Origin of the sequence: Thermococcus sp. 4557, assembly GCF_000221185.1 — an archaeon.
In the GTDB taxonomy this organism is placed as follows: Archaea; Methanobacteriota_B; Thermococci; order Thermococcales; family Thermococcaceae; genus Thermococcus.
This window is the reverse complement of the sequence record NC_015865.1, coordinates 1,717,521-1,736,994: the sequence shown is the minus strand read 5'-3', so window position 1 is coordinate 1,736,994 and position 19,474 is coordinate 1,717,521. Positions and strand designations below refer to the sequence as shown.

Below are 19,474 nucleotides of genomic sequence, written 5' to 3'. Positions count from 1 at the left end.
AGCCGCCCGCAGAGTAGCGAGTAAGTGAACCGTTGCTTTGCTGTATAATCACCATATAAGTGAGAGAAGAAAGGAGGAAGCTGAGATGAGCTGGACAACCCCCAAGAGGGCTTTTATAGGTGCCGCCGCCGCGGAGGGCGGAACCAAGCTGAACGCATTTGACAACGCGCTCCTCAAGCTGGGCATAGGGAACGTTAACCTCGTCAGGCTGAGCAGCGTCATTCCGGCGCACATAGAGTGGATCGACGAGGTTCACGACGTGCCGATAGGCATGCTCCTCCCGACCGTCTACGCGCACATCGAGAGCGACGAGCCGGGAATGACCATAAGCGCTGCCCTTGGAATCGGCATCAGCGAGAACAACGAGGGCGGCCTCATCTACGAGTACAGCGGCTACTGCACGAAGGAAGAGGCCGAGGAGATGGTCAGGAAGATGGTTGAGGAGGGCTTCGCCGTCCGCGGCTGGAAGCTGGCGGAGTTCAAGGTCGCCAGCGCGAGCATAACCGTTAAGGACAAGCCCGCCGCGGCCCTGGCAGTCGTGGTGATGTTCCCCTACTGAGCCCTTTATACTTTCTCAATTTCCAGGAGGACGTACTCTCCGGATGCGATTTTCTCGAAAAGCATGTTGTACCTGACACCGTCCTTCGTGGCCCAGACGTCGATGTACTCCCCCCTGCCGGCCGGGCGAACGTTTATCCACAGAACCTCAAACCCCGCCCTCTGAATGGCACTCCTCAGTATTCCCCTGATGTGCATTCCCGGCTCAAAGCGGCCCTCACTGTGGTTCTTACCATCCAGGAAGCGCCATAGGTTGAAGAACAGTCTTCTGTGGTTTGAGTTCTCTGCGGGATACATGAAGAAGGTGCTCCCGTCCTCCCGGATGACAAAGCTGTGCCTAGCGCTCTCAAAAACCACCACGGAGAGACTCAAATCGGGGGAACCACCGTTGTCATCGTGGGCGTTCCTTATCTCACCCACTAGGTGGGGAACGCCGTATCTGAGTCCATCCTCGATTTCATCCCTCGCCAGCTCGAGCTTTCGAGCCAGCTCGCGTCTTATTCTCGGATTCATCACCCGTAGTCTCCAGGCGGCCTCTTATAAAAATTTCTTCGGTGGGGAAGAACCTTAAGCTTTAAAACCCCGTGCCCTACCTAAGGGCGGTGAGACTCATGGGATACAACGAGAAGGAAAGGGCTTTCATCGAATGGTACCCTCGCGGTTACGGCGTTGGCTTCAAGGTCAAGCAGCGCCTCTTTGAGACGCAGACGGAGTACCAGCGCCTCGAAATTTATGAAACGGAGGGTTTCGGCAAGCTGCTCGTCCTCGACGGCACGGTCCAGCTCGTCGAGGTCGGGGAGGAGAGCTACCACGAGACCCTCGTCCACCCGGTCATGCTCGCCCACCCGAACCCGAGGAGAGTGCTCGTCATAGGGGGAGGCGACGGAGGAACGCTGAGGGAAGTCCTCAGGCATAAAACGGTTGAAAAGGCCACGATGGTGGAGATAGACGAGGGCGTCGTCGAGGCCTCCTACCTCTACCTCGACGTTGCCTCCGAGCTCCTGGACAAACTCATAAAGAAGGAGGAGCCCAGGGGGGAGCTCATCATCGGCGACGGAGTGAGGTACCTGGGGGAGACCGACGAGCGTTTCGACGTCATAATAGTTGACTCCACAGACCCCGTCGGCCCGGCGAAGCTCCTGTTCAGCGAGGAGTTCTACAGAAGCGCCTACGAGAAGCTCAGCGACCCGGGAATCTACATAACTCAGGCGGGGAGCGTCTACCTCTTCACGAACGAGCTCCTCGACGCATACAGGGCGATGAAGAAGGTCTTCGACAGGGTTTACTACTTCAGCTTCCCCGTGATAGGCTACGCATCGCCCTGGAGCTTCCTGGTCGGCGTGAAGGGCGACATCGATTTTAGAAAGGTTGATGTCGAGAGGGGAAGGGAGCTCGAGCTCTACTACTACGACCCGGAGAGGCACGAGACCCTCTTCCAGATGCCGCGCTACGTCAGAAAGCTCCTCGAAGAATCATGAGGCTTCGAGCCGTTATCCCTCGATTCTAGTTTCTCCCTCTTTCTCCAGGGCCCTTAGGGTGGACTCCAGCCTGCTGAAGAGCGCTTGGAGGGCCTCCTTGGGGGCCTTGGCGTAGTAAACGTAGCCCAGCCATCCCCTGTTCACGAGGGTTCTCTCAACGAGGCCCAGCTCGAGGAGGTGCTTCAGCTTTTCCCTGACGATTCTCTCGGACAAGCCAAGGGTTTTCGCAATCTGCCTCGGCGTCAGTGACTCCCGCTGGAGGAGGGAGTAGATTTTTATCTCGGACTCCCCGAGCTCAAAGACCCTGAGGGTTTTGGAGAGGGCGCGGAGCACGTCTTCCATTTCAATCCCCTGAAGATTTTTCTTCATACCTTGCTATGAATTCGTGGAAAGGTTTATAACACTTTCTTCAAGAGGGTGAGCGGTGGTAGCGATGACATCGATTTCAGCCGTTGTTAGAAACCTCCGGCCACTGGAGGGGAGGGCCTACATAGCACTGATTGGGTTCGCCCTTCTGATGAACTGGAGGAATACGGAAGTGTATGAGCTCGTTACAGCGTTCCTGGCAGGAGTTCTCTTCGTGTGGTACGCGTTCTCGATAAACAACTGCTTCGACGTTGATACAGATTCCAAGAACCCCGCGAAGGTTAAGAAGAACCCCATAGCCTCCGGAGAGCTGTCGTTTAGAGAAGGGCTGGCGATATCTGCTCTGCTCGCGGTGACGGGGCTCGGACTTGCCCTGACGACGAAGGGAGGAGCCTTTGCCGTCTATGCCGCAATGCTACTCCTCGCCACGCTCTATTCGGCCCCGCCGAGGCTCAAAGCGAGGCCCCTGGTTGACGTGCTGTCCCACGGGCTGTTCTTCGGGGGCCTGCCATTCATCTATGGGGCGCTCATCGATGGGAACCTTTCAGATGTGGAAATCCTAATCGCCACTGGGATAACCCTCTACTCCTTCGCCCTCGAGCTGAGGAATCACCTGGGGGACTACGAGAGCGACCTAAGGGCCGGACTCAGGACAACCCCGATAGTCATTGGGAAAGGGAGGAGCGAGCTCCTCGTGGAGGTTTTCTCAGTCCTCGCCATAGCAGTGACTCTGTACGCCCTCAAGCCCCACCTGATAATCGCTTCCTCTCTGATGTTCGCGGGGCGCGGGCTGGGGGTTGATCAGAGAACCGTCTACCGCATCTTCGACATGGCGATGGTCGGGGCAGTTTTAGCGGCGGGAGGGACGGTGCTATGATGAAAAGAACCCTCCTTTCAATCCTCGCCCTCTTGTTCTCGATAGGCTACATTGCCCACACAATCGATGTTGAGGAGCTGGGGGAGGCCATCTCGACGGCCGACCCGAGGTTTCTCCTCCTGGCGTTTGGGATGGCGTTTTCGGCCATATTGGTCTCAACTCTGAGGTGGTACATCGTCCTTAGGAAGCTCCAGGAGACGAGCTTCAGGAGGACCTTTACCGCTGTTCTGAGCGGTTTTTACATGATGGCCTTCCTCCCCCCGAGTGTGGGGCACGCTGCCAAGGTGAAGCTCGTCGGGGGGGACTACTTCAGGGCCCTCTCTGCCCTCGCCTTTGGGATTTCCCTGGAGTTCCTAATCATCGCTGGCATCTCCCTCCTCGTATTCGGGGCCACCAAGTGGGGCCTCCTTCTGCTTGGAGTTCTCTTCTTGGCCCTCTTTTACGACAAGGGTGCCTACATTCTCCTCACTAAGGCGATTGCCATAACCCAAAGGCTCAGCCCCAAACTCGCCGAAAGGCTTGGAAACTACCTTGAGAGGACGTATTCGGGGTGGAGGCGCTCCAGGAGAGACCCGACGACCTTCACGCTGTCGCTTCTCCTCTCTGTGCTCGCGGTGCTCCTGCAGGTTGTCGGGATAATCGCCGCTGGGAGGGCCTTTGGACTTCCTGTTGGCCTGCTGGATGCCTTCAAGGCCTTCATACTCAGCACGCTTTTTGCGAGCCTGAGCGGTATCCCCTCTGGAATAGGGGCGAACGAGCTCGGCATAACCCTGGCCCTCGGCTCGTCAACGAAGAGCACCCTCCTGGCCTTCACGTACAAGTTCATCTACCAGTACGTCTGGTCGTTTGCCGGGGCGGTCGAGTTCTACAGGGCAGTGGGGGGTAGGTCATGAGGATAGCCCTCGTGAGCGACTGGTACTACCCGAAGGTCGGTGGCGTTGCGAGCCACATGCACCACCTGGCGATACACCTGAGGGAGAGGGGCCACGAGGTCGCAATCGTGACGAACGACCTCGAAACCGGGAAGGAGGAAGAGCTTGAAAAGCTGGGAATCGAGCTGGTGAAGGTCCCGGGGGTGGTAAGCCCAATCCTGGGTATAAACCTGACCTACGGCCTGAAGTCGAACAGGGAGCTCGGTGAGTACCTGAAAGATTTCGACGTGATTCATTCCCACCACGCATTCACCCCCCTCGCCCTCAAGGCTGTGAAGGCCGGCAGAAACCTCGGAAAGGCCACGCTCCTGACGACGCACAGCATATCATTTTCCCATGAATCCCGACTCTGGGAGGCCCTTGGAATAACCATACCCCTCTTCAGCCACTACCTGGGCTTCCCCCACGAGATAATAGCCGTCAGTAGGGCGGCGGAGGCGTTTATAAGGCACTTCACGGACGCTCCTGTAAGGGTCATCCCCAATGGAGTTGATGATGACGTTTTCAGGCCCCTAAGCGAGGGGGAGAAAGAGCGCCTTAAGGGGGAGCTCGGCATCGAGGGGCGAGTTGTCCTCTACGTGAGCAGGATGTCCCCAAGGAAGGGCCCTCACATTCTCCTCAACGCGTTTCAGAACCTTTCAAAGGAGATGGACGATGTTACCCTCGTCATGGCGGGTTCCGGGGAGATGCTCCCGTTCCTTAGGGCACAGGCAAAGTTTCTCGGGATAGAAGACAGGGTTCGCTTCCTGGGCTACGTCGAGGACTCCCTCCTCCCGAGGCTCTTCGGCATGGCCGACGTCTTTGTCCTTCCCTCCACAACGGCGGAGGCCTTCGGGATAGTCATCCTGGAGGCCATGGCCGCGGGGGTCCCGGTGGTCGCCACGGACGTTGGGGGAATCCCCGAGATAATCATGAACAGCGAGAGCGGACTTCTGGTACCCCCTGGCAACGAACTCGAGCTGAGAAACGCGATTCAGAAGCTCCTCCTTGATGAAGACCTCAGGAGACGGTTCGGAAACAACGGCAGGAGGGCCGTCGAGGAGCGCTACTCATGGAAAAAGGTCACCGAGGGCATAGAAAAGGCTTATGAGAACGTGATGCAAAACCTGTAGGGGATGAGAATGAGGCTCGAAGAACTCACCTGGCCGGATTTTGAAGGGGTTAAACGACGGGTCGATACAGTTGTTATACCCGTTGGGAGCGTTGAAGCCCACGGGAGGCACCTCCCGCTGGGGACAGACACCTTCGCCCCGCTCGAAATAGCGAAGCGCGTGGACGAGAGGGTTAGGGAGCTCGGCCGCGATGTTCTGATAGCCCCTCCAGTCTGGTACGGACACACCTTTGCCCTCAACGCTTACCCGGGAACGATAAACGTGGGTGCCGATGCATTCAAAGCGTACATGCGGGAGATAATGCGCGAGTTCGCGGCAGAGGGGTTCCGGAGGATAGTCCTCCTCAACGGGCACGGAGGCAACCACTCACCCCTGGTTCTGGCGGCGGAAGAGGTGGCGGAGGAGTTTCCGGAGGTTGAGGTCTGGCTCATCAACTGGTGGATAGACTTCAGGGAGGACATCCTGAGCATATGCTCCAGCCAGGGGCACGCCGGCCAGGACGAGACCTCCGTCATCCTGGCGGTAAGGCCGGAGCTCGTCAAGATGGAGAGGGCCACAGGGAGGAAGAGCAAATCAAAGGTAAGGCGCATAAGGAGGGACATAGGCCTGGAGCTGTTCCCCGACGGGGTGAACGACGACCCTTCCCCCGCCACCGCCGAGAAGGGGGAGGCCATACTCAGCGTGGTGAGTGAGAAGATAGCCCGCCTGCTGGTGGGTGAATGATAATGGGGAATGAAGAAGTCCTCACCGAGATAGACAGGCGCATAAAGCGCCTCGAAGCGGAAATTCAAATGGCGGAGGACAGGATTAGATACCTGGAGGAGATAGGTGCCCCCGTGAGGTACCGCGCCCTTCAGAGGAAGGACTACACGGCCTACTACCTCGTCTTCATGGGGGTCTGGATTCTCATCGGCACGCTGGCCCTGCTCCTCATGAGGAACCGCCTCCCCTACTACTTCAACGTCCCCCTGCTCCCCTACATCGTCATCGCCCTGGTCCTCCTGGCCGCGCCCGCGGTGTATCTGCTCTGGAGCGGGAGGGAGAAGCCGAAAACCCCAACGGAGGAGTTCGAGGAGAGGGCACGGCTCGCAAGGGACGTTCTAACGCTGTTCTACCGGCCGCTGAGGGAGGCCGTCGAAAAGGATGATCGGGAGATGATGCGGGCCATAGCCGAGGAGCTGCTGAACAACCCGGTTCTTGCGGGCTCAGTTGAGGAGATGGCCGAGGGAGACCCGAAGCTCATGGCCTACGCACTCTACCTCTACTCGAACTACTCCCCGGAGCTGGTGGAGGAGGTTAGGGAGACGGCGGAGAGGCTCAGCAACAAACCCCTGAAAGCCCTCCTCTCCAAGCTGGTGGGGGGAAGCGCGGGCTAAAGGTTATAACCATTTCGCCGTTCTTTTTTCGGTGAGGCGATTGAGGCTGGAAGTCCTTAGCAGGGAGGATATGAACGCCCTCTCCAGGGAGCTGAGCAGGGCGGGGATAATGAACAGAACCCGGGAGGAGGTCTCCCCCCAGATATCACACTACGTCGTCATAGAGGGAACCTACGCCGAGCTCCTTGAGAAAGCGGAGGGGATAGAGCCCGTTGAGGCCGCCCTGGATGAGCTCAGATTGGCGTACGAAGAGATAACCCGAGACTGGAAAGTAGGGGAGAAGAAGAGCCTGGAGAGGCTCTTTGACGAATCGGACCTCGGAAAGCTGATAGTGGTCACGGCCCTTATGGAGGCCGGGGCAGTTGCCGAGGAAGACGGAACGCTCGTTCTGAACGAAACGGTGCCCCTGGACGTCCTCAAGGTGGAGCTACGCTTCCCCATAGACGATATCGAGGAGTACCTGGAGGATATAGAGGAGCGCTTCAAAACGGGCATGGTGACGGAGTACACCCTCGAAAAGAGGTACTTCGTCGAGGTTATGGAGGTCGACAGGGAACTGGTCGAGGCGGCGCTTGAGATAGCGGAGGAGTACGCCACGGAGGAGAGCGTGGTCGAGGCGATGTTCGACGGCATAGCCCGGTCGGTTCTGGCGGACGTCATACTGGAGCTGGCCGAGAGGCACAGGCGCAAGAACGAGCTGATGGAGGCCATAATGGAGAGGGAACCGATAGTCGTTGAGGGCGAGCGCGAGAGGGTGAACATATACTTCGACGAAGATGCCGTAGAGGATTTCCTCAAGGAGCTCCAGAGCCTCGGCTACCTGAAGGTGAAGGGCAACAGGATATGGGTCTGATTCCCCTCTCCTCCCCTATCCCTCCGTAAAATTTTAAAAGGACTTTTCTCACCTAGGTCCGGAGGTGGTGGAAGTGGCGGAGCTGAAGGCGGTTATATTCTACGACCGCGACGGCACCCGCTACTACCGCTGCCCGCGCTGCGGAAGGCTCTTCAGAACGTCTAAGGACTACACCAGGCACGTGAACAGGGCCCACGGGCACCTGTTCAGGAAGTGATTCCCTGTTCTTCCGCCATTTTCCCGGTTTCGGTTCTTTAACATCCCCCGGGATGAGGAGAACAGCCAGGGCTGAAAAAAGTGATGAGCGGTAGGGCTTTCCGACCGTTAGTCCCTGATTATTATTTCCTTCGTGAGCCTCACGATGAAGGTCTTCCCCACCTTCTCCCTCTCGACCAGCTGCTTCTTCTCCAGCTCCTGGATGATTCTGCTTATCGTCGGCCTCGAGTAGCCCGTCAGCTCCGGCAGCTCCTCCTGCTTGACCGTACCGCCCTTCTCGAGTATGGCGTTCACAACTATGCGCTCCTTCTCGGTCAGCACCTCGATGGGCACCCTGTTGGCGGACCACTTCTTCTTGGCGTAGTAGAGCGAAACCGGAACCGCCACGGCCAGTGAGAGCAGCACCGCGGCCGCTATCATCACCCAGTTGGTCTCCTTGGGCTGGGCGGGTATCTCTATCTCAAGGTTCTCACGGACCCAGTAGGTCTGGTAGCCCATCGCCTCTATCTTCTTCTGGACGTCCTTGGACATGCCGGCTCCCATGAGCTCGACGAGGTCAGGGTGGAGCTTCTGTATGGCGTCGGCGGTTGAGTCGGAGAGGGCATCCTCCTGGGTCAGGAGGAAGGGGTATCCGTATATCATGGCCCACCTCGCGGCGGCGAGGGCCGAGCCGTAGTCGCTGGAGCTGGCGACGACGACCGTGTCGTGTCCGTTGGGATAGAAGTGCAGTGCAAGCTTTGCCGCCGTTTCCGTCCTAACCGCACCGCCTATCCTCTCGACTACGAAGCCCATCTCAAGGAGCTCATCCTGGACCTTGTCGCTGATGGCCTGGGAGTCACCGATTATAAGGACGTGGTTCCAGCCGAACTGGGCGTAGCTCTGGAGCTGGGCGATTGTTCCGGGATCGAGTTCCTCGCGGTTCACGGGCAGTATCGGGACGTCCAGCATCTTGGCGTAGGGGAGGGCGATGATGTAATCGATTAAATCATCGTTTCTCACGATTATAAGGTCGTACTTTGGCCCCTCCTTCGTATCCTGTGCGGAGGAGAGCGGAAGCATGAAGGATGAGAACACCAGCAGGATGAGCATCAGAGCAACGGCCCGTTTAACCATTCCATCACCTGAAAAAAGGGTGGGAAAAGGCCCTTAAAAGGTTTTTCAAAGCTCCAGGGTTTCGCCGGGTTCGAGGATTACGACCTCCGCTTTGTCGCCGACCAGCCTCCTGAACTCCTCGGGGTCGGCTGAAATCGGGGGCCAGGTGTTGTAGTGCATCGGCACGACCTTCTTCGGCCTCAGGAACTCCACGGCCTTGGCGGCCTCGCGCGGTCCCATCGTGAAGTGGCCGCCTATCGGCAGCAGGGCAACGTCTATCGGCCCGTAGAGCTCGGCGAAGAGCTCCATGTCCCTGAAGACGAAGGTGTCGCCGGCGTGGTAAATCCTGACGCCGTCGAGCTCGATTATGTATCCGCAGGCGCTTCCTATGCTGTACTTGCCGTCGCTGCTGGAGTGCCAGGCCGGAACCTGAACGATCTTGACCCCGTCAACCTCCGTCGGACCGTAGTTCATGCCGATGGTCGTTATGCCGCTCTCGCTCTCAACGAGGTAGTTGGCTATGTCGTACATGGCAACTATCTTCGCCCCGGTTCTCCTGGCTATCGCGGGGGCGTCGCCGATGTGGTCGCCGTGGGCATGGGTCACGAGTATCAGGTCCGCCTCAACCTCCTCGGGCTTGGCTGCGGCCGCTGGATTGCCTGTCAGGAAGGGGTCTATCAGAATCCTCTTGCTCCCCTCGATCAGAAAGGCAGCGTGGCCCAGAAACTTCACCTTCACCATGAAACCACCCCGCGGATATAATAACCTGGACTAACTTAAGTCTTTCGGGTTGCGGCTTCAGAGACCGTCACCGAACGGTACGACCACTTCCCCTCAGCCCAAATTACGAGGGCAGTAGATTATGAGAACTGGGGTAGTAACCGAAGTACAATGTAACGGAACGCGCTTTAGTGAGACATAAAAATGCATTCCTGTACAAAAAAGGACAAGATTTATGAACATGAACAGTGTTGAATATGAGTGGTGATTCAATAATGGAGGGCCAGACTCAAATACTGATTGTTCTGGTTCTGTACCTTTCGTTTTTGATAGGGTTCGGGGTTTACCAGGGAAGAAAGGCAAAGAGCGGCAAGGACTTCGCCATCGCGGGCAGACAGCTTCCGGGCTGGATAGCGGCTCTCTCAGAGCGCGCCACCGGTGAGTCGGCGTGGGCACTCTTGGGCCTCCCAGGTTTCGCCTATGCCGCCGGTCTCTCGGCGATATGGGTTGCGGTCGGATGTGTGGCCGGTATCATCGTGGCGTGGACCGTCTTCGCCGGAAGGCTCAGGAGGGAGGCCGAGAAGTACGACGCTACCACGTTCATCGACTACATCGCCAGGCGCCATTCCGACGCCGAGAAGTGGATAAGAATCCTCGGCAGCGTTACAGTGGTGTTCTTCTTTTTCTTCTACGTCGGTGCCCAGTTCCTCGGCGGCGGAAAGACTCTGAGCGCCCTCTTCGGCGTTGATCCAAAGATCGGAATGCTGATAACCGCGGTGATAATCCTGCCCTACACCGTCCTCGGAGGCCTCAAGAGCGTCGCCTACACCGACACCGTCCAGGCGATAGTCATGATACTCACCCTCACCATAGCACCAATAGTCGGTCTCGTCTACATCGCCAACCACCCGGATGTTTTCGCCCACTCGGTCTCCAGCGCCCTGGAGATGTCCGGGCCCGAGTACTCCACGATCCTCGGCGGCCTCGTTGGTGGCGCGGCGTTCGTCTTCGTCATAGCCGAGTTCTCCTGGTTCTTCGGCTACCTCGGTGGAATGCCCCAGCTCAGCATCAGGTTCATGGCAATCAAGGACGAGAAGAACGCTAAACTCGCCAGGAACGTCGGCGTCAGCTGGACCATACTGGCCTACATCGGTGCCCTCCTCATAGGATGGATTGGAATAGCCATCTTCGGCCCGACTGGCCTCGAGGATCAGGAGGCCGTTATGCCCTCGGTCATGCTGAAGCTGTTCCCGCCCTTCCTCGCGGCGATATTCATAACCGGTGCGATAGCGGCCATGCTCTCGACGGCTGACTCGCTGCTCATACTCTCCGCCACCGAGCTCTCTGAAAACCTGCTCAAGCCCTTCGTTTACAAGGAGGAATTCGACCCGAAGAGGAGCCTCAAGCTCTCGAGAATTACCACCGTCGCCCTGGGCGTCATAGCGCTCGTTACCGCATACCTCGTGCCGTCAAAGCTCATCTACACCATCGTTGGCTACACCTGGGCCGGAATAGGCGACACCTTCTCCGTGATAGTCATAATGACGCTGTTCTGGAAGAGGTTCCACGGAAGGGCCGTCCCGCCGACCATCGTAACGGGACTGCTGTTCACCATCTTCTGGATCAGCTCGGGGCTTGAGAAGGTCGTCTCGGCGAGGCTCATGACCTTCATCGTGACCGCCGTGGTTGCGGTGATAGCGACCTACGCTCTGAAACCCAAGGAGGCAGCCGCCACCGCCTGAGTTTTGTTTTTATCCATTGATGTCCTTTTTAGCCCATCGGGGCTTTACTTTTCCTCTACCATGCCCATATTTACCTCGCTGTCCTTTTTAGGAAAGCTTATATAGAATTCCGCCGAGTTTAGGCCGGTGATGTGATGACGTTTGATTACTTCTTCAAGCCAAAGGCTATAGCGGTTATCGGAGCATCCAACGACCCGCTCAAGCTCGGCTACGAGGTCTTCAAGAACCTTAAGGATTACAGGGACGGCAAGGTTTACCCGGTGAATGTCAAGGACGAGGTCGTTCAGGGCGTCAAGGCTTACAAGAACGTGAAGGACATCCCGGACGAAGTTGACCTGGCGGTCGTCGTCGTTCCGAAGCGCTTCGTCAAGGGCACCATAGAGGACTGCGGAGAGAAGGACGTCAAGGGAATAATCCTAATCACGGCCGGCTTCGGTGAGGTCGGCGAGGAGGGCAAGAGGGAGGAGCGCGAGCTGGTCGAGATAGCCCATAAGTACGGCATGCGCATAGTCGGCCCCAACTGCGTTGGTATAATGAACACCCACAACTCTATGAACGCCACCTTCGTGATGGACGCGAAGAGGGGCGATATAGCCTTCATAAGCCAGAGCGGCGCCCTCGGGGCGGGAATAATCTACAAGACCGTCAAGGAGGGAATAGGCTTCTCCAAGTTCGTCAGCATCGGCAACATGGCGGACGTTGACTTCTCCGAGTTCATGGAGTATTTGGCAGACACCAAGGAGGACAAGGCAATCGCGCTCTACATAGAGGGTCTCAAGGACGGAAGGGCCTTCATGGAGATAGCCAAGCGCGTTACCAAGAAGAAGCCCGTCATAGTTCTCAAGGCAGGAAAGAGCGAGAGCGGGGCTAGGGCGGCTTCAAGCCACACGGGTTCACTCGCCGGCTCGTACAAGATATACGAGGCGGCCTTCAAGCAGAGCGGAATAATCGTCGCGGACACGATAGACGACATGCTAAGCATGGCTCGCGCTTTCACCCAGCCGCTGCCGAAGGGAACCCGCGTCGCCATAATGACCAACGCCGGTGGACCGGGAGTCCTCACCGCGGACGAGATAGACAAGCGCGGGCTGAAGCTGGCAGACCTCGAGGAGAAAACCATTGAGGAACTCCGTTCGTTCCTCCCGCCGATGGCAGCAGTCAAGAACCCCGTTGACATGATAGCCTCTGCAAGGGGAGAGGACTACTACAAGACCGCAAAGCTTCTCCTCGAAGACCCCAACGTTGACATGCTCATCAGCATCTGTGTCGTTCCGACCTTCGCGGGCATGACGCCAACCGAGCACGCGGAGGGCGTCGTGAAGGCGGTTAAGGAGGTCAACAACGGCAAGCCGGTTCTCGGTCTGTTCATGGCAGGCTACGTGAGCGAGCCCGCGAAGGAGGTTCTCGAGAAGGCAGGCATTCCGAGCTACGAGAGGCCGGAGGACGCGGCCGCCGCGGCTTATGCCCTCGTGGAGTTTGCAAAGGCTAAGGGAGTTTTGAAGGAAGAGGAGTGAGGTGATTTTGGATGGCGAAGGTTACCGACATGGTTTTGTGGGACAAGCCCGGGGAGAAGGTCATACTCCTCGGCAACCAGGCCATAGCGAGGGGTGCCCTCGAGGCCAACATAGCGGTTTACGCGGCCTACCCGGGAACCCCCAGTTCAGAGCTTACCGATACGATGGCGATGGTGGCAAAGAAGGCAGGAGTCTACATGGAGTACTCCACCAACGAGAAGGTCGCCTTTGAAACTGCCCTTTCCGCCGCTTGGAGCGGCCTCAGGGCCATGACGGCCATGAAGCACGTTGGACTGAACGTCGCGGCCGACACCTTCATGAGCGCCGTTGGAATGGGCGTTGAGGGCGGATTCGTCATAATGGTCGCCGACGACCCGAGCATGTGGAGCAGCCAGAACGAGCAGGACACCAGGGTTTACGCGAAGTTCGCCAACGTCCCCGTTCTCGAACCCAGCGACCCGATGGAAGCCAAGGAGATGACTAAGTACGCCTTTGAGCTGAGCGAGAAGTTCAAGCACTTCGTCATCCTGAGGACGACCACGAGAACGTCGCACGCCAGGGGAGACATAGTCCTCGGAGAGCTGCCAGAGGAGATAAAGCAGGGCAAGAGGAAGTTTGGAAACTTCAAGAAGGACCCGAGCAGGTTCGTCGACATACCCGCCAACTCGAGGCGCTTCCACCCGCAGATACTCGAGAAGATAGAGAAGATCCGCGAGGAGCTCAACGAGTGCCCGTTCAACTGGATAGAGGGCGACGAGAGCGCCAAGGTCGGTATCATCGCTCCGGGACTGGCATATTCCTACGTGAAGGAAGCCCTTCACTGGCTCGGCGTCGAGAACGTGAAGATTCTCAAGCTCGGAACCCCGTTCCCGGTCCCGTACGGCCTTCTTGAGAAGTTCCTCGACGGTCTCGAGAAGGTCCTCATCGTTGAGGAGCTCGAGCCGGTCGTTGAGGAGCAGGTCAAGACCTGGGCCTACGACAAGGGGCTGAAGATCCCGATCCACGGAAAGGACCTCGTGCCGAGGATTTACGAGATGACCACCAGGAGGGCCGTCGAGGCCGTAGCCAAGTTCCTCGGCCTTGAGACCCCGATAAACTTCGAGGAGCTCGACGAGAAGTACAAGAAGGTCCAGGCCATGGTTCCGCCGAGGCCGCCGAGCCTCTGTCCCGCCTGTCCGCACAGGAACACCTTCTACGCCATAAAGAAGGCCGCCACGCCGCGCGCCATATTCCCGAGCGACATAGGCTGTTACACCCTCGGTGTCCTCCCGCCGCTCAAGGCCGTTGACACGACCGTCGCGATGGGCGGTTCAATCGGTGTCGCCCACGGCCTCAGCATAGCCCTCAACGGTTCCGTTGCTGAGGAGCAGCGCAAGACCGGCAAGGAGAAGAAGGTCATCGTGGCAACGATAGGTGACTCGACGTTCTTCCACACCGGACTTCCGGCCCTTGCCAACGCGATCTACAACCGCTCCAACGTCCTCATAGTCGTTGTCGACAACCTCGTCACTGCAATGACCGGCGACCAGCCGAACCCGGGAACCGGTGATACACCGCACGGGCCAGGCAAGCAGATAAAGATCGAGGAGGTCGCCAAGGCGCTCGGCGCCGACTTCGTCGAGGTCGTCGATCCATACGACATCAAGTCGACCGTCGAGACCATGAAGAGGGCCCTCCAGGTCGAGGGAGTGAGCGTCGTCGTCAGCAGGCGCGTCTGTGCCCTCCACAGGATAGGAGAGCTCAGGAGGGCCAGGATACAGTGGCCGCTCTATCAGGTCAACGAGGAGAAGTGTACCGGCTGTAAGATATGTATCAACGCCTACGGCTGTCCGGCCATCTACTGGGACGCCGAGACCGGAAAGGCCAAGATAGACGAGCTCATGTGCTGGGGCTGCGGCGGATGTGCGCAGATCTGTCCGTTCGATGCCTTTGAGAAGGTCAGGGAGGGAGAGATATGAAGGAGTACAACATCGTTATCACCGGAGTTGGCGGCCAGGGAATCCTCACCGCCGCCAACCTTCTCGGCTGGGCCGCCCTCCGCGCCGGCTACAAGGTCAGGATGGGAGAGGTCCACGGAATGAGCCAGCGCTTTGGTTCGGTCATCGCCTACGTCCGCTTTGGAGAGGAGGTTTACGGCGCAATGGTTCCCGAGGGGAAGGCGGACGTTATCCTCTCCTTCGAGCCGGTCGAGGCGCTCCGCTACATCAACTACCTCAAGAAGGGTGGCCTTGTCTTCACGAACGCCAGGCCGATACCGCCGGTCCAGGTTTCGATGGGCCTGGCCACCTATCCGAGCCTCGACGAGATAAAGAAGGTCGTCGAGGAGGACTTCCAGGCCAAGTTCATGGCCTTCGACGCAGAGGACCTCGCGGTCAAGGCCGGCCACGTGATAACGACCAACGTCGTTCTCATAGGAGCGCTGACCCAGACGCCCGGCTTCCCGCTCTCCGCGGAGCACGTCAAGGAGGTCATCCGCGTCAGCGTCCCGCCGAAGGCCGTCGATGTGAACATGAAGGCCTTCGACCTCGGTGTCCAGGCCGCAAAAGAGATGCTGGGGCTCTGATGCCCTTCCACAATTTTTATTAATTTCGAGCGTTAGTAACTTTCTGGTGTTCCTGATTGAGGTGTGCGGATGGAGATGTAATAACCTCCACCAAAAGTGCGTGCTGGGCTTTTTCGGATGAGGAGAGATGGTACCTCTTTGAATGGATCAGTTACATCCTGAAGATTGACGCGGACGAGGTCTTTATCGGCAAGGCAAAGGCAAGAAAGCTGAAGAACGGGTCATTCCTAGTGTCAATCGGCAATTTTATCGGGGACACCGAGGTAGTGGGAATCAAAAACGGAGAAATCTGTTTTAAACGCCCAGCAAAGGTCCTCTCCCTCAAGCTCTCAAAGATGTACCCCAAAAGGTTCTCGTCCTTGGACGGTCACTGGGTAGAACGGCTCGCGGAGATTCAGGACTCCTTTATAGAGCTCCTCACGGGAGACGTTGTAAGGTACTCAGTCAGCATGCCTTTCCAGCTGGAATCACCAACGGCTTTCACGGTCATTGAGAGTGATGAACCCATCAACGAACTCTTTGCCTACCACTACCTCCAAACAAACGGTGAACGAATCATCGGAGCCTTTGAAACGGTAAAGCACCGCATGAAGAGGGAGCTGGTGGCGGAGGAGGAATGGTTGAGGCCCCACGAGATCGATGAAGTGACTCCAGAAACGCTCCTATCCATTGCCCAGCACCCGGAATACCTCGCCCCCGCGGGAGGAGACGTTTTGCTCCGGAAACACCTCGACGGCTACATCCCGACACAGGTTATTGGATTCCGGCGGTACGAGAGCACAGACACGCGGGAAAATCGATTTGTCAAATATTTCCTCAACATGCTCGTTGAATGGAGCGAGCGCGTCGTTGAGACCTTTGGAAGCAACCCCACGGCAGAACTTGATCCCGTTAATGAACTCCTCAAAGAGCTTGAGTTCATTAAAAGCGACGGGGTCTGGGAAGACATTGGAGAGATGACGCTCTTCCCGTACACCTCCCAGACGCTTTTGAAGGGCGACGGCTACCGCGACCTGCTTGAGCTTTACAGGGAGTTCACATCTTACGTTCCGTTCTTTGAGGAAGTGAAGAGGGCCGTAGACAGCAGGGACGTAGCGAAGCTTTACGAGTACTGGGCTTTCTTCAGGCTTGTTGAGGAACTTGGTGAGGTCCTTGGAGAAAAGAGACTCAGGATTGTCGTTACACCTGCAGGCGAACTCTCAGAAAGGGGGGACGTTTACGCCCAGTTCGACAACGGCTGGCGGCTCTACTACAACAAGCGGCTGACTCCAGGAAAGTGGAGCTACTCGGTGACGCTCAGGCCAGATTTCTCGCTTTTCACAGGCAATCCAAGTAGCAAAGGCACACAGCTCGTGGGGGTCTTCGACGCCAAGTTCAAGCTTGATGCCGTGGACGAAAGCATGGAAATTGAAAATTTCGATGAACTGGACGAGAACGCCGAGAAAACCGGGAGATACGAAACGTGGGCAAAGCTGGAGGACATCTACAAGATGCACACATACCGGGACGCCTTGAAGGGATGCAGGTTTGCGGTGGTGCTGTATCCTGGAAGGAAGAGTGTGTTTTTTGAGGAATCTAAACACCGTAGAAATGGCTTTGCGGATATTGGAACAATTAGTGGGCTTTTCACCATGATTGAGCATAGATTAAGAAAAAATGACAAAAAAGATTTTAGATTTAAATTATATCCATTTTTTAGCTTTCACGTATCTTCCCATGCGTTTAGTCTTGATGAGCTGTTAAAGATGAAAGGAGTTGGATACTTGAGTTTTATTCCGGAGGTGGTACAATGATTAACGAAAAAACTCTTAGGGGTTTGATAAGATTATACTGTCTGCATCTCGACATTGACAAAGAAAATTTAGGCTGGCTGAATAACAGTCCAAGAGAATTTAAAGAATTGATAGAACAGGCAGCGAGAAATAAAGACTATAACCTGCTTAAGAAGGCATTTAGTCTTTTGTATTCTGGCAGAAATCTCCAGAGATTTCACCTTCGAAACAAAGAAAGACTAGATGTAATCATGGAGAAGTTTGTATCAATTCTCATTTCAACATCACCCGAGGACATTAGAAAGGACATTGACAAAATTTTAGAAACATGGCAAGAAGGAATTGAGGGACTAGGGAAAGGGTCATTGACAGAAGCCTTAGCCTTTTATTACCCGAAATACTTTGCTCCTTGGAACAACACAACAAATTGGTACTTTGAGTTATTTGGCTGGGGACAACCAAAGAGATACTCAGAGGTATTGAAGAGATTGGAATTGCTTAGGAACATTATGTTTCAAATTTGTGGGAAAAAGGTAACTCTTCTAGAAGCTGACCATTTTGGCTGGTGGCTCAAGGACAGGAAGATATTCATACAGACATTTAAATCACAACCCTCAAAGAATTACAGACAAACCGTGAACCAAGAAGTGGACATAAACGTCATCAAAGAGTGTTTTGGAGACAAGGGACCGGAGCTCTATAATGCAGGATTCACGAGAGCTTGGGGAAGAAAAGTTGATGAAAAAGTCCCCAGCATTGGTGACATCGTTCTCTTTGGAATTAGAAAAGAGAAAAAATTATTGAGTCTGTACGCTTCTTCATGGTCAGTTATCTGTAACGAATTTGACTTCAAGTATTGGGGCAAAACTGGAAGATATAGAAAGGTTTTTCTTCTGAAACCCATTCCCACCGAAGGCATTACTGGGTTAGATGCCCTCATTAAAGAGAACGGCGAATGGTATTCCAGACCTATGTTTAGTAACCTGTTGGATCCTGACACGACAGGGAAACTTCTTGAGATGTTAGGGGAGGTGGGAAATCGTATGATTACAAGTACTTCACAACGCCACCCCAATGAGGAGCATAAACATGAATCGATCCTCACCAGGTATCTTGTCAAAAGAGGCTACCTCTACCCACTCCATCTCGTCTCCCAGTTCTACACCGCCCTCAAAACCAAGGGCTTCATAATACTCTCCGGCCTCACGGGCACAGGTAAAACAAAGATCGTTCAGGAGCTGGCGGAGCTTCTGGATCATTCAAAGGAAAACTTCCTGTTCCTCTCGGTCCGCCCTGATTGGCGTGATTCCAAACCACTGCTCGGCTACTACAATCCCCTGACGGGAGGATACCACAAAACCAGCCTCCTGAAGTTCATCATGAGAGCCATCAAAGACTATGAAAACAACAGGGGCAATGCTACCCCATATTTCGTAATCCTCGATGAGATGAACCTCGCCCACGTTGAGTACTACTTCGCCGACTTCCTCAGCGTTCTCGAGAGCGGAAGAGACGAGGACGGATTCACAAGGGAGCCCCTGAGGCTCCACGACGTTGATGAGATTGAAGAAGAGGGCATCCCCAAGGAACTCTTCCTCCCGCCCAACCTTTACATCATCGGGACGGTGAACATGGACGAGACCACTTACTCGTTCAGCCCAAAGGTTCTCGACAGGGCTTTCACAATAGAGTTCCACGATGTCGAGCTTGAGGGATACCCACCGGAGAGCGGGGAAAGTAGACTGCCCAACGAAGCCGTTGAAGCTCTAAGGGCCTCAATACTGGAAGACCTCCGCGGTAAGAGCGGCCAGTTCCTCGCGCGTTCGAAAGAGGGGATAAACGAAGCGGTTAAGGAGCTAAGGGACGCTAAAAACAGGGAGTACTGGAGGATTCTCACTGAACTGAACAAAGCCCTCGAGCCATACGACATGCACTTCGGCTACCGCGTCGTTGATGAGATTGCACTGTTTGTCCAGAGCGCCAGGGAGAGTTGGGAAAACGGAATCGTCGAGTTTGAGAGTGACGACGAAATCTTCGACCTTGCACTTCTCATGAAGGTTCTTCCCAAGTTCCACGGGAACAGAAAGAAGCTCGAAGAACCACTAAAGGCCGTTTTGGGGCTGTGTCTCTCAGAGAACGCAGGAATTGACGTCCGGGAGCTCAGGAGAGAGGAGGTTATGGACCTCCTCAAAAACTGGGAAACCCAAAAGGAGAACTTCCGCTTCAAGCACACGGCTAAAAAAGCCCTTCGCATGCTTCGCCAGCTCTACGAGATAGGCTTCGCGAGCTTCAGTTGATTCTTT

At 56.0% G+C, this 19,474-nt stretch carries 19 protein-coding genes; 15 read left to right on the top strand and 4 right to left on the bottom strand.

The window, feature by feature from the left end; genetic code table 11:
- Positions 1-85: 85 nt before the first annotated feature.
- Complete coding sequence (locus GQS_RS09170; protein ID WP_014013405.1) at positions 86-559, top strand: pyruvoyl-dependent arginine decarboxylase; 474 nt, start codon at positions 86-88, stop codon at positions 557-559.
- Positions 560-564: 5 nt separating this feature from the next.
- On the opposite strand, the gene GQS_RS09165 is transcribed toward GQS_RS09170, so the two are convergent.
- A complete protein-coding gene (locus GQS_RS09165) occupies positions 565-1,071 on the bottom strand; it encodes a hypothetical protein (protein ID WP_014013404.1) in 507 nt (168 codons plus the stop codon).
- A 98-nt stretch (positions 1,072-1,169) separates the two neighbouring features.
- Here GQS_RS09165 and speE point away from each other — a divergent pair, with 98 nt between their 5' ends.
- The gene (speE, locus tag GQS_RS09160; RefSeq protein WP_014013403.1) at positions 1,170-2,036 is read left to right on the top strand and encodes a polyamine aminopropyltransferase; all 867 of its coding nucleotides are present in this window, start codon (positions 1,170-1,172) and stop codon (positions 2,034-2,036) included.
- Positions 2,037-2,048: 12 nt separating this feature from the next.
- On the opposite strand, the gene GQS_RS09155 is transcribed toward speE, so the two are convergent.
- Positions 2,049-2,378 carry a helix-turn-helix domain-containing protein gene (locus GQS_RS09155; protein ID WP_014013402.1) on the bottom strand — a complete coding sequence of 110 codons (330 nt, stop codon included), beginning with the start codon at positions 2,376-2,378 and terminating at the stop codon, positions 2,049-2,051.
- Between the two features lie 91 nt (positions 2,379-2,469).
- Between GQS_RS09155 and GQS_RS09150 the strand changes: the two genes are divergently transcribed.
- From GQS_RS09150 to GQS_RS09120, 7 genes are all read left to right on the top strand, one after another.
- Positions 2,470-3,279, top strand: a complete 810-nt coding sequence (locus tag GQS_RS09150; RefSeq protein WP_014013401.1) for a UbiA prenyltransferase family protein — start codon at positions 2,470-2,472, stop codon at positions 3,277-3,279.
- A complete protein-coding gene (locus tag GQS_RS09145; RefSeq protein ID WP_014013400.1) occupies positions 3,276-4,172 on the top strand; it encodes a lysylphosphatidylglycerol synthase transmembrane domain-containing protein in 897 nt (298 codons plus the stop codon). Before GQS_RS09150 ends, GQS_RS09145 begins: the two co-directional genes overlap by 4 nt.
- Entirely contained in the window at positions 4,169-5,323 is a 1,155-nt protein-coding gene (locus tag GQS_RS09140) for a glycosyltransferase family 4 protein (protein ID WP_014013399.1), read from the top strand. Before GQS_RS09145 ends, GQS_RS09140 begins: the two co-directional genes overlap by 4 nt.
- Positions 5,324-5,332: 9 nt before the next feature.
- A complete protein-coding gene (locus GQS_RS09135) occupies positions 5,333-6,046 on the top strand; it encodes a creatininase family protein (RefSeq protein ID WP_014013398.1) in 714 nt (237 codons plus the stop codon).
- Positions 6,043-6,699: a hypothetical protein gene (locus tag GQS_RS09130; protein ID WP_014013397.1), complete on the top strand. Its 657-nt coding sequence runs from the start codon at positions 6,043-6,045 to the stop codon at positions 6,697-6,699. Before GQS_RS09135 ends, GQS_RS09130 begins: the two co-directional genes overlap by 4 nt.
- Before the next feature lie 40 nt (positions 6,700-6,739).
- The gene (locus GQS_RS09125; protein ID WP_014013396.1) at positions 6,740-7,552 is read left to right on the top strand and encodes a hypothetical protein; all 813 of its coding nucleotides are present in this window, start codon (positions 6,740-6,742) and stop codon (positions 7,550-7,552) included.
- Positions 7,553-7,616: 64 nt separating this feature from the next.
- Complete coding sequence (locus GQS_RS09120) at positions 7,617-7,769, top strand: C2H2-type zinc finger protein (RefSeq protein WP_238515757.1); 153 nt, start codon at positions 7,617-7,619, stop codon at positions 7,767-7,769.
- Between the two features lie 107 nt (positions 7,770-7,876).
- On the opposite strand, the gene GQS_RS09115 is transcribed toward GQS_RS09120, so the two are convergent.
- Both GQS_RS09115 and GQS_RS09110 read right to left on the bottom strand, forming a co-directional pair.
- The gene (locus tag GQS_RS09115; protein WP_014013394.1) at positions 7,877-8,881 is read right to left on the bottom strand and encodes a cell wall-binding repeat-containing protein; all 1,005 of its coding nucleotides are present in this window, start codon (positions 8,879-8,881) and stop codon (positions 7,877-7,879) included.
- Between the two features lie 45 nt (positions 8,882-8,926).
- The gene (locus GQS_RS09110; protein ID WP_014013393.1) at positions 8,927-9,601 is read right to left on the bottom strand and encodes a metal-dependent hydrolase; all 675 of its coding nucleotides are present in this window, start codon (positions 9,599-9,601) and stop codon (positions 8,927-8,929) included.
- Between the two features lie 236 nt (positions 9,602-9,837).
- Here GQS_RS09110 and GQS_RS09105 point away from each other — a divergent pair, with 236 nt between their 5' ends.
- From GQS_RS09105 to GQS_RS09080, 6 genes are all read left to right on the top strand, one after another.
- On the top strand, positions 9,838-11,322 hold the full coding sequence (locus tag GQS_RS09105) for a sodium/proline symporter (protein WP_238515755.1): 1,485 nt from the start codon (positions 9,838-9,840) through the stop codon (positions 11,320-11,322).
- Between the two features lie 134 nt (positions 11,323-11,456).
- Positions 11,457-12,836, top strand: coding sequence for an acetate--CoA ligase family protein (locus GQS_RS09100; protein ID WP_014013391.1), 1,380 nt, complete (start codon positions 11,457-11,459; stop codon positions 12,834-12,836).
- An 11-nt stretch (positions 12,837-12,847) separates the two neighbouring features.
- On the top strand, positions 12,848-14,794 hold the full coding sequence (gene iorA, locus GQS_RS09095; RefSeq protein WP_014013390.1) for an indolepyruvate ferredoxin oxidoreductase subunit alpha: 1,947 nt from the start codon (positions 12,848-12,850) through the stop codon (positions 14,792-14,794).
- Positions 14,791-15,399: an indolepyruvate oxidoreductase subunit beta gene (locus tag GQS_RS09090; protein ID WP_014013389.1), complete on the top strand. Its 609-nt coding sequence runs from the start codon at positions 14,791-14,793 to the stop codon at positions 15,397-15,399. Before iorA ends, GQS_RS09090 begins: the two co-directional genes overlap by 4 nt.
- 56 nt (positions 15,400-15,455) lie before the next feature.
- A complete protein-coding gene (locus tag GQS_RS09085; protein ID WP_014013388.1) occupies positions 15,456-17,192 on the top strand; it encodes a DUF2357 domain-containing protein in 1,737 nt (578 codons plus the stop codon).
- Positions 17,189-19,468: an McrB family protein gene (locus GQS_RS09080; protein WP_238515753.1), complete on the top strand. Its 2,280-nt coding sequence runs from the start codon at positions 17,189-17,191 to the stop codon at positions 19,466-19,468. The genes GQS_RS09085 and GQS_RS09080 overlap by 4 nt, the downstream gene beginning before the upstream one ends.
- Positions 19,469-19,474 lie beyond the last annotated feature (6 nt).

Bases quoted from the DNA above. Each gene is read 5' to 3' on its own strand.
- GQS_RS09135 (WP_014013398.1), top strand. From the start codon at position 5,333: ATGAGGCTCGAAGAACTCACCTGGCCGGATTTTGAAGGGGTTAAACGA.
- GQS_RS09080 (WP_238515753.1), top strand. From the start codon at position 17,189: ATGATTAACGAAAAAACTCTTAGGGGTTTGATAAGATTATACTGTCTG.
- GQS_RS09165 (WP_014013404.1), bottom strand. From the start codon at position 1,071: ATGAATCCGAGAATAAGACGCGAGCTGGCTCGAAAGCTCGAGCTGGCG.
- GQS_RS09130 (WP_014013397.1), top strand. From the start codon at position 6,043: ATGATAATGGGGAATGAAGAAGTCCTCACCGAGATAGACAGGCGCATA.
- GQS_RS09155 (WP_014013402.1), bottom strand. From the start codon at position 2,378: ATGGAAGACGTGCTCCGCGCCCTCTCCAAAACCCTCAGGGTCTTTGAG.
- GQS_RS09100 (WP_014013391.1), top strand. From the start codon at position 11,457: ATGACGTTTGATTACTTCTTCAAGCCAAAGGCTATAGCGGTTATCGGA.
- GQS_RS09110 (WP_014013393.1), bottom strand. From the start codon at position 9,601: ATGGTGAAGGTGAAGTTTCTGGGCCACGCTGCCTTTCTGATCGAGGGG.
- speE (WP_014013403.1), top strand. From the start codon at position 1,170: ATGGGATACAACGAGAAGGAAAGGGCTTTCATCGAATGGTACCCTCGC.
- GQS_RS09140 (WP_014013399.1), top strand. From the start codon at position 4,169: ATGAGGATAGCCCTCGTGAGCGACTGGTACTACCCGAAGGTCGGTGGC.
- GQS_RS09105 (WP_238515755.1), top strand. From the start codon at position 9,838: ATGAGTGGTGATTCAATAATGGAGGGCCAGACTCAAATACTGATTGTT.
- GQS_RS09150 (WP_014013401.1), top strand. From the start codon at position 2,470: ATGACATCGATTTCAGCCGTTGTTAGAAACCTCCGGCCACTGGAGGGG.
- GQS_RS09170 (WP_014013405.1), top strand. From the start codon at position 86: ATGAGCTGGACAACCCCCAAGAGGGCTTTTATAGGTGCCGCCGCCGCG.
- GQS_RS09090 (WP_014013389.1), top strand. From the start codon at position 14,791: ATGAAGGAGTACAACATCGTTATCACCGGAGTTGGCGGCCAGGGAATC.
- iorA (WP_014013390.1), top strand. From the start codon at position 12,848: ATGGCGAAGGTTACCGACATGGTTTTGTGGGACAAGCCCGGGGAGAAG.
- GQS_RS09145 (WP_014013400.1), top strand. From the start codon at position 3,276: ATGATGAAAAGAACCCTCCTTTCAATCCTCGCCCTCTTGTTCTCGATA.
- GQS_RS09115 (WP_014013394.1), bottom strand. From the start codon at position 8,881: ATGGTTAAACGGGCCGTTGCTCTGATGCTCATCCTGCTGGTGTTCTCA.